Here is an 8344-nt window from a genome sequence, read left to right as displayed (position 1 = left end):
CTCGCCCCGGCGCACCGCGGCCAGGCAACAACCCGTTCGCACCCTCACAGGGCATGCCCCGTTCAGGGCGCGGCGACGGCGATCGTTCAGGCGGACCCCGGCCAGGCAACAACCCGTTCGCACCATCACAGGGCATGCCTCGCCCAGGACGTCGCGACGACGAGCGTGGCCAGCGCCCAGCAGCGGGTGCAGGTGGCCCACGCCCAGCGGCCGGTGCAGGTGGCCCACGCCCCGCAGCGGGAGCAGCCCGTCCGGGCGGTCCCCGCCCAGCAGCCGGTGCAGCAGGTTCACGCCCCACACCGGGGATGATGCCGAACCGCACCGAACGCCCAGCAGCACCCGGTCGCGGTGGCGCAGCCCGTCCAGGCGGCGGACCGGGCCGTGGCGCCCCAGGTGGCGCCCCCGGTGCAGGTGGAGGTGCACCCGCAGGCGGTGGCTTCGGTAAGGGCGGTCGCGGACGCGGCGGCACTGCCGGCGCTTTCGGTAAGGGCGGTGCAGGACGCGGCAAGCAGCGCAAGTCGAAGCGCGCGAAGCGTCAGGAACTGGAGCAGATGTCAGCTCCGTCCCTGGGCGGCGTCAGCGTACCCCGCGGCGACGGCAACACCATTGTCCGGTTGCGTCGCGGCTCATCACTCTCCGAGTTCGCCGAGAAGATAGATGCGAACCCGGCGGCACTGGTCACGGTCCTGTTCCACCTCGGTGAAATGGCTACCGCTACCCAGTCCCTCGACGAAGGTACCTTCGAGGTGCTCGGCACCGAACTGGGCTACAAGATCCAGGTCGTTTCGCCGGAGGACGAGGAGCGCGAACTCCTGGGCAACTTCGACATCGATATCGACGCCGAACTCGAAGCCGAGGGCGACACCCAGCTCGAGGCCCGTCCACCAGTGGTCACCGTCATGGGTCACGTTGACCACGGTAAGACCCGCCTGCTGGACGCGATCCGTAAGTCGAACGTCGTCGAAGGCGAACACGGCGGGATCACCCAGCACATCGGTGCCTACCAGATCGACCACGAGCATGAGGGCACCGAAAGGGCCATCACGTTCATTGACACCCCCGGTCACGAGGCGTTCACCGCTATGCGTGCCCGAGGTGCCAAGGTCACCGACATCGCGGTTCTCGTTGTCGCAGCCGACGACGGCGTCATGCCTCAGACGGTTGAGGCGCTGAACCACGCTCAGGCAGCCAATGTGCCGATCGTTGTCGCGGTGAACAAGATGGACCGCGAAGGAGCGAACCCTGACAAGGTCAAGGGCCAGCTCACCGAATACGGTCTGGTTCCCGAAGAATACGGTGGCGACACCATGTTCGTTCATGTGTCGGCGCTTCAGGGCGACGGCATCGACGAACTGCTCGAAGCGGTCCTGCTGACCGCCGATGCGGCACTGGACATGCGAGCCAATCCGAACAAGGACGCCCGCGGTATCGCTATCGAAGCGAACCTGGACAAGGGTCGCGGCGCTGTCGCAACGGTTCTGGTTCAGTCCGGAACGTTGCGCGTCGGCGACACGATCGTTGCGGGTGTGGCTCACGGACGCGTCCGTGCCATGTTCAACGAAGACGGCGACAACGTTATGGTGGCTGGCCCGTCCCGCCCCGTGCAGGTGTTGGGTCTTTCCACGGTGCCTCGTGCCGGTGACACCTTCCTGGTGACGCCTGACGAGCGGACCGGTCGCCAGATCGCTGAGAAGCGTGAAGCAGCCGACCGCAACGCAGCCCTGGCGAAGCGCCGCAAGCGCATCAGCCTCGAGGACTTCGATCAGGCCGTTGCAGACGGCAAGGTCGACACCCTCAACCTCATCCTTAAGGGCGACGTCTCGGGTGCTGTCGAAGCACTCGAAGACTCACTGCTCAAGATCGATGTGGGCGATGGAGTTGCTCTGCGGGTTATTCACCGCGGTGTCGGCGCCATCACGCAGAACGACGTCAACCTGGCGACCGTTGACTCAGCGATCATCATTGGGTTCAACGTCCGGCCAGCCGAGCGGGTGGCAGATCTTGCCGACCGCGAAGGCGTCGACCTGCGCTTCTACTCGGTCATCTACGCAGCAATCGATGACATCGAAGCAGCGCTCAAGGGCATGCTCAAGCCAGAGTACGAAGAAGCACAGCTCGGAACCGCAGAGATCCGGGAAGTCTTCAGGTCATCGAAGTTCGGCAACATCGCCGGGTCGATCGTCCGCTCGGGCGTCATCCGCAGGAACTCCAAGGCACGCCTGGTCCGCGACGGGACGGTTGTCGGCGACAACCTCACCATCGAGTCCCTGCGTCGCTTCAAGGACGACGCCACCGAGGTCCGCACGGACTTCGAATGTGGTATCGGCCTCGGGTCCTTCAACGACGTCAAGGCAGGCGACATCGTTGAAACCTACGAGATGCGCGAGAAGCCGCGCGTCTAGGTTGTGAGCTTGGGCGCCCCGGGAATCCGGGGCGCCTTTGCCCACTTCGCGCCCGCACGCGGACTTCGTCCGGAGCGTTCGCTCAGACGCCCACCAACCATAGGCGCCCCGGATTCCCGGGCGTCCGAGTGGGGCGGTCAGGCCTTCTCGGCTTGGCGGCACGTTCGGGGGCTTGCGACGACGACAGTCCTCGCTGGCGTCCTTGAAGTTCCCGATTTATAGGTAAGTATTTTAGGCAAGAGGAGTTAGTTATGGCAGATCCGGCCCGGGCCTCACGGCTTGCACAACGGATTAAGGTAATTGTTGCTGAGGCGTTACGCCGTCGGGTCAAAGATCCACGGCTTGAGGCCGTCACCATCACCGATGCGCGCGTGACCAACGACCTCCAGCACGCGACCCTGTACTACACGGTCTTCGGCGACGCAGAAGAGCAGGCGGCCACCCGCACCGCCCTCGAGTCGGCGCGAGGAGTGCTGCGGTCAGAGGTGGGCAAGAACATTACCGCACGGTTGACTCCGACGCTGGAATTCGTCCCCGACGAGATTCCGGTCAACGCAAGCCACCTCGAAGAGCTGCTGCGCACTGCGCGGGAACGCGATGCAGAGGTGGCGGCCATTGCCCAGGGTGCGAAGTTCGCTGGCGACGCTGATCCGTATCGCAAGCCGGACGAGGACGAGGACGACGACGCCGACGAGGTTTCGTCGAAGTAACGGTTAATAACCAGGCACCATGACAGCAGGGTGGGACCGCACACGCGGTCCCACCCTGCTGTCCTTAAGTTCGCCGGGAACTAGTCCTGGTTGAGGTCAGCGTCATCGCCGCGAGGCCGTGCCGGAAGGCGGGAGAGACCGTCGATGAGTTCGGCCGAGTCGCCGCAGAGCGAAATGCGGATCCACCCCTCGCCAATCGAACCAAACGCGGTCCCGGGCGCCACCGCCACGCCCCGTTCGCGAAGCAGCACGTGCACCCACTTCCGGACGTCGCCGTCCGTGGCGTGCGACAAGTCAGCCCACAGGTAAAAGGCGCCCTCGGCGTCCAGGAAGTCGATGCCCAGCGATTGCAGCACAGCCGAAGCCGCGTCCCTGTTGCTCCGGTAGTGGCTCAGCGCCGTCGCCACATAATCCTGCGGGCCGGTCAGCGCTGCCAACGCCGAATACTGCGACGACGCCGCTACGCAGGACACGATCGATTCCATCACGTTGTCGAGCTGTTGCTGCATGCCCGGGGGCGTAATGAGCGCTCCGACCCGAATCCCGGTGAGCCCATAGGTCTTGGACAGGGTGATGGAGGTAAAAACCCTGTCTGCTCCCGGCCTATCGAAACGGGCGGGGCTGACATGCGGGACGTCATAGGTGAACGATTCGTAGCACTCATCGGAGATAACCCAGAGGTCGTGGACCCGGGCGAATTCCATCAGCTCACGGGTCAGGCCTTCGCTGAAGACAGCACCGAGCGGGTTCGACGGGGAGTTCAGGACGATGACCCGGGTGCGGGAGCTCAGGAGTTCCTCGAGGTCCTTCACCCGGGGCTGGAACCCGTGCTCGGCGTGCAGCGGGTACTCCACGGGTACGGCGTGCAGCAGACCGGCAGTCATGCCAAACGTGGGATAACCGGGATTGGGGATCAGCACCTCGTCGCCGACGTCGAGCAGCAGGCTCATGGCCAGGTGCAGTCCCTGCTGGGCCCCCGCTGTCACGTAGACCCGACCCGGGTCCACGTCGACCGCATTCTGTGCGCTGAACCGGGCGGCGAAGGCTTCCCTCAGGGGGGCGATGCCAGCATTGGGTGTGTAGTTGGTCTCGTCCCGGTCCAACGCCGCCATCCCGGCTTCCAGAACATGGCGAGCCACCGGAAACCCCGGTTCGCCGATGCTCAGCACAATTGCACCGGGCGTCGCCCAGGCAGCTTGAGTGATTTCACGGATCTGGTTGGCTGGGAGCGAATCGGCGTGGGACGAGATCTTCGGCATTGGGCAAGCGTATCCCCGCGTCGCCCTATACTGAGAGGCGTGAATTCCGGGCAAGTCCACTCAGGACTAATAATCGTGGACAAGCCTCAGGGCTGGACCAGTCATGACGTCGTCAGCAAAATGCGCGGTATCGCCGGGACCCGTAAGGTGGGCCACGCTGGCACCCTCGATCCGATGGCAACAGGCGTGCTGGTGGTCGGCATCAACCGGGCCACCCGGCTGCTCACCTATGTGGTCGGTACGTCCAAAACCTATACGGCCACCATTCGGCTGGGGCAGTCGACGGTGACCGACGACGCCGAGGGCGACGTGGTTACAACCGCCGACGCCGCGGGCATCACCGCCGAGGCCGTCCGTGCCGGGGCGGAAGCGCTTACCGGTGAAATACAGCAGATACCCAGCAGCGTGAGCGCCATCAAAGTCAACGGGCAGCGCGCCTACACCCGGGTTCGCTCCGGGGAGGACGTGGTCCTCGCGGCACGCCCGGTCACGATCCACCGCTTTGATATCCACGACATCCGGCCCGTGACAAGCGCGGAGGGCGATGGAACGCTGCTGGACATCGATGTCACAGTCGAATGCAGTTCGGGGACCTATATTCGGGCGCTGGCCCGGGACCTGGGCGGTTCACTGGGCGTCGGCGGACATCTGACGGCACTCCGCCGGACCCAAGTGGGTCCGTACTCGCTGGAACAGTCGGCAACCCTGGAGGAACTGGCCACCGATCTCCGACTGTTGCCCATCAACGATGCGGCGCGGGTGCTCTTCACCCCCCGCGAACTTTCCGCAGCCGAAGCACTCGATCTATCGCACGGGCGTTTCATCCCGGCCGGGCCCGACGACGGTCCGGTGGCCGCGTTCGCCCCCGACGGCACCCTGATAGCCCTCCTCAAGAACTCGTCAGACCGGGCCCGCCCCCTGCTGGTTTTCGCTCCCGGGAACGGCTCTGCCCAGTGATCGTTGACGGGTTCTTTATCGCCGGCGTCATCGTGTGCCTGGCGTCGGCCGTGATCTGCTTCGGTGCTGCGGTGATCCGGCAGCCACCGAATGACATCACCATCCTCTCGGTCGCAGCTGTTGAGTTGTTTCTCCTGGTTTATGGGGTGGCAGCCATCATCAGGCAGGCCGGTGGTGAGGCAATCGCGGGGGAGGCCTGGGAGTTCTGGGGCTACCTGTTGACCGCGCTGTGTATCCCCGTGGCCGGGTTCTGGTGGGCCATCCTGGAGCGCAGCAGATGGAGCAACCTGGTGCTGGGCGCCGTCGGAATCACGGTCTTCGTTATGCTGTTTCGGATGGAACAAATCTGGGATCGGGTGCCCCTGTGACCGACAACAGCCCCGACAACAGCGCTGCTGTCTCCCGGCACCGCAACAGCGGGCCGGGACGCCTGCTGATTGCCGTGTATGGGGTCTTCGCCCTCGCGGCAACCGCACGCGCAGCCTTCCAGATCGGCACCAAATTCGGTGAGGCGCCACTCGCCTACCTCCTGACCGCGCTTGCCGCGGTCGTCTACGTCCTGGCGACCGTGGCCCTGGCGATGCCGGGGAAACGCTGGTACTGGATTTCAGTCGGTGCGGTGGGTCTGGAACTCGTAGGTGTCCTCACGGTCGGGCTGTTCAGCCTCCTCGACCCGGAGGCATTTCCCAGTGACACGGTGTGGTCCCTGTTCGGCAGGGGATACGGCTTCGTGCCGCTGGTTCTGCCGATCCTTGGCCTCTGGTGGCTTTTTCTGAATCGGCCGGGAACACCAACGGTGCAGACCACCGAGCGGATCAGCCCCGCTGCGTGAGAGTATGACTGCAGGAGTACCAATTAATGCTGGAGCCAGTTAAAGGGAGCATCATGTCCAATTCAGAGAACCACCCCACCGGCAATCCGCAGGACAGCACCCGCCCGGCCTCGGGCAACGCGCCGGGAAGCCCCTCCGCCGGGCAGCCACGGCCAACGGGCGCTCAGGCTCCGGGCCATGCCGCCGGGCGGACTGCCGGCCAGCCCGCCAGCCCGGCCGGAGCGCAGGCGAAGGCAGGGACGCCGTCGTCGGCACCCAAAACCGCAGCGAAGAGCGGAAAGAAGACCGCCAAGCCCAAGTCGCCCAAGGGGGAGTGGGGCGTCTTCAGGACTGTCGTCGTCCTGGTGGGTCTGATCCTCGCCGGTTTCGGCGCCTTCTACCTGATCACGGGAACCTCGGGCGTGCCTGACACCGATATTGGGAACCCCAGCCCCACGCTCGAAAGCCAGTTCCGCTTTTTCTCGGCGATGATGGTCGGTGTGGGAGCCGCGTTTATCACCATTGGCGTGAAGTTTGAGTGGGCCAACATGCTCTGGATGGTCTGCCTGATGGTCTTCATCGGCGGTATCGGCCGGGTCCTGTCCTGGGCGTTCTCCGGAACCCCCCACTACATGATGATCATCCTGATGGTCATTGAACTCGCCTTCCCGGCAGCATTGCTGGTGTGGCACCGGTACATCGCCAAGACCACCGAGATCCGCAACGAGTACGCAGCACGCGGCTAAGACCGGCGGTCAGCGCTGCACCCCGGGCCCGGGGGCGGTTTACAACGAAAGAGGAGATGCGTGTACTACTGGAATGACCTGACCAGTGTTCCGAATGGTTTTGGTCCATCGGTGGTCACCATTGGTAATTTCGACGGTGTCCACCTCGGCCATCAGCGGGTGTTGCAACAGCTGGTCGCCGCGGCAAGCGACCGCGACGCCGCAGCGGTAGTCATCTCGTTTGAGCCCCACCCCGCCAAGGTGCATCGGCCGGATCAGGCGCCGGAACTCATCATGGGTCTTGAGGACCGCATCGAGACCCTCGCCACCACCGGGATACAGGCGTTGCTGATGATGCATTACACGCTGGAACTGGCGGCAAACACGCCGGAAGAGTTCGTCCAAAAGGTCTTCGTCGACGCCCTCAACGCCCGCGCCGTGGTGATCGGTCACGATGTCCGCTTCGGTCGGGACAATAGCGGCGACCTCGGCACGATGCGCGAACTGGGACAGAAACTCGGTTTCGAGGTGATCGTCATCGACGACTTCGGCGCCAGCCCGACCGATCCCACCGAGGCCGACGGCGATCGGCGCTGTTCCTCCACCTGGGTCCGCGAGGCCCTGGAAGACGGGGACGTGGCAACTGCCGCGCGGATCCTCGGACGGCCACACCGGATGCGCGGCGAAGTGGTCCACGGCGCGGCTCGCGGCCGTGAACTGGGCTACCCGACCGCCAACCTGTCACCAGCCTCCGGCGGCTATATTCCCGCCGATGGGATCTACGCCGGATGGCTCGTCGACGAAGCCGGCACCCGCTGGCCCGCAGCCATTTCGGTCGGATCGAACCCCACCTTCGAAGGCGTCAGTCGCCACGTCGAAGCACACGTCATTGATCGCCCCAAGGAAGACGTTTCCGACTTCGACCTGTACGGACAGATCATCATCGTGGAGTTCACCCGTCGGTTGAGGGGAATGGTGGCCTACACCGGGCCCGACACGCTGATCGCCCAGATGCGGCTCGACGTCGAAGAGACCCGCGAGGTCCTTTCGACAGAACAACGCCTCAGCAGGTAAACTGGACCGTGGATCCGGCTGCAGTCCGTGGTGGCTGGATCTTTCTGTGTCTTTGGTTCGGCAGGCGACTGTCGGCAAGACCAGGGAACTTGTTCACGGTACAACTCTAGGAGTTATTGTGGCCCTTGACGCCGCTATCAAGCAGGAAATCATTAAGGAATATGCAACCGGGGAAGCCGACACCGGCTCACCTGAGGTGCAGATTGCGATGCTGTCCCGCCGTATTCTCGACCTCACCGAACACCTCAAGATGCACAAGCACGACCACCACACGCGTCGTGGCCTGCTCTTGATGGTTGGACGCCGTCGTCGTCTGCTGGACTACCTGCGTAAGACTGACATCACGCGCTACCGTACGCTCATCGAGCGTCTCGGCCTGCGCCGCTAGTAACACACGTGGGGCGGG

9 protein-coding genes are annotated in these 8344 nt (G+C 64.4%); 8 read left to right on the top strand and 1 reads right to left on the bottom strand.

All coding sequences use genetic code 11. The features are described from left to right. Window positions 1-2402: translation initiation factor IF-2 (gene infB / locus B384_RS0112655; protein WP_026041169.1), on the top strand; the 2402-nt coding region annotated here is incomplete at its 5' end. A gap of 251 nt (window positions 2403-2653) precedes the next feature. Then, window positions 2654-3112, top strand: a complete 459-nt coding sequence (gene rbfA, locus B384_RS0112650; protein WP_019483469.1) for a 30S ribosome-binding factor RbfA — start codon at window positions 2654-2656, stop codon at window positions 3110-3112. An 80-nt stretch (window positions 3113-3192) separates the two neighbouring features. Here the strand turns inward: rbfA and B384_RS0112645 are convergent, their stop codons facing one another. Further along, the gene (locus B384_RS0112645) at window positions 3193-4371 is read right to left on the bottom strand and encodes a pyridoxal phosphate-dependent aminotransferase (RefSeq protein ID WP_019483468.1); all 1179 of its coding nucleotides are present in this window, start codon (window positions 4369-4371) and stop codon (window positions 3193-3195) included. 69 nt (window positions 4372-4440) lie between these two features. On the opposite strand from B384_RS0112645, the gene truB reads away from it, so the two are divergent. From truB to rpsO, 6 genes are all read left to right on the top strand, one after another. After that, entirely contained in the window at window positions 4441-5328 is an 888-nt protein-coding gene (gene truB / locus B384_RS0112640; RefSeq protein ID WP_443110860.1) for a tRNA pseudouridine(55) synthase TruB, read from the top strand. Continuing rightward, window positions 5325-5696 (top strand): hypothetical protein, encoded by a 372-nt coding sequence (locus B384_RS0112635; protein ID WP_019483466.1) that lies wholly within the window; start codon window positions 5325-5327, stop codon window positions 5694-5696. Before truB ends, B384_RS0112635 begins: the two co-directional genes overlap by 4 nt. Further along, entirely contained in the window at window positions 5693-6160 is a 468-nt protein-coding gene (locus tag B384_RS0112630; RefSeq protein WP_019483465.1) for a hypothetical protein, read from the top strand. The genes B384_RS0112635 and B384_RS0112630 overlap by 4 nt, the downstream gene beginning before the upstream one ends. A gap of 53 nt (window positions 6161-6213) precedes the next feature. Next, window positions 6214-6885: a DUF4345 domain-containing protein gene (locus tag B384_RS19780; protein ID WP_133185494.1), complete on the top strand. Its 672-nt coding sequence runs from the start codon at window positions 6214-6216 to the stop codon at window positions 6883-6885. Between the two features lie 60 nt (window positions 6886-6945). Beyond that, window positions 6946-7938, top strand: coding sequence for a bifunctional riboflavin kinase/FAD synthetase (locus B384_RS0112620; RefSeq protein WP_019483463.1), 993 nt, complete (start codon window positions 6946-6948; stop codon window positions 7936-7938). A 118-nt stretch (window positions 7939-8056) separates the two neighbouring features. Then, a complete protein-coding gene (gene rpsO / locus B384_RS0112615; RefSeq protein WP_019483462.1) occupies window positions 8057-8326 on the top strand; it encodes a 30S ribosomal protein S15 in 270 nt (89 codons plus the stop codon). Window positions 8327-8344: the final 18 nt, after the last annotated feature.

The organism is Arthrobacter sp. TB 23 (assembly GCF_000294595.1).
Taxonomy (GTDB): domain Bacteria; phylum Actinomycetota; class Actinomycetes; order Actinomycetales; family Micrococcaceae; genus Arthrobacter_D.
Note: the sequence above shows the minus strand (reverse complement) of the source record. Positions and strands in the feature narration are given on the sequence as shown.

What these genes read in the sequence shown, in the direction of transcription:
- rbfA (WP_019483469.1), top strand. Translation starts at nt 2,654, where the DNA reads ATGGCAGATCCGGCCCGGGCCTCACGGCTTGCACAACGGATTAAGGTA.
- B384_RS0112645 (WP_019483468.1), bottom strand. Translation starts at nt 4,371, where the DNA reads ATGCCGAAGATCTCGTCCCACGCCGATTCGCTCCCAGCCAACCAGATC.
- B384_RS19780 (WP_133185494.1), top strand. Translation starts at nt 6,214, where the DNA reads ATGTCCAATTCAGAGAACCACCCCACCGGCAATCCGCAGGACAGCACC.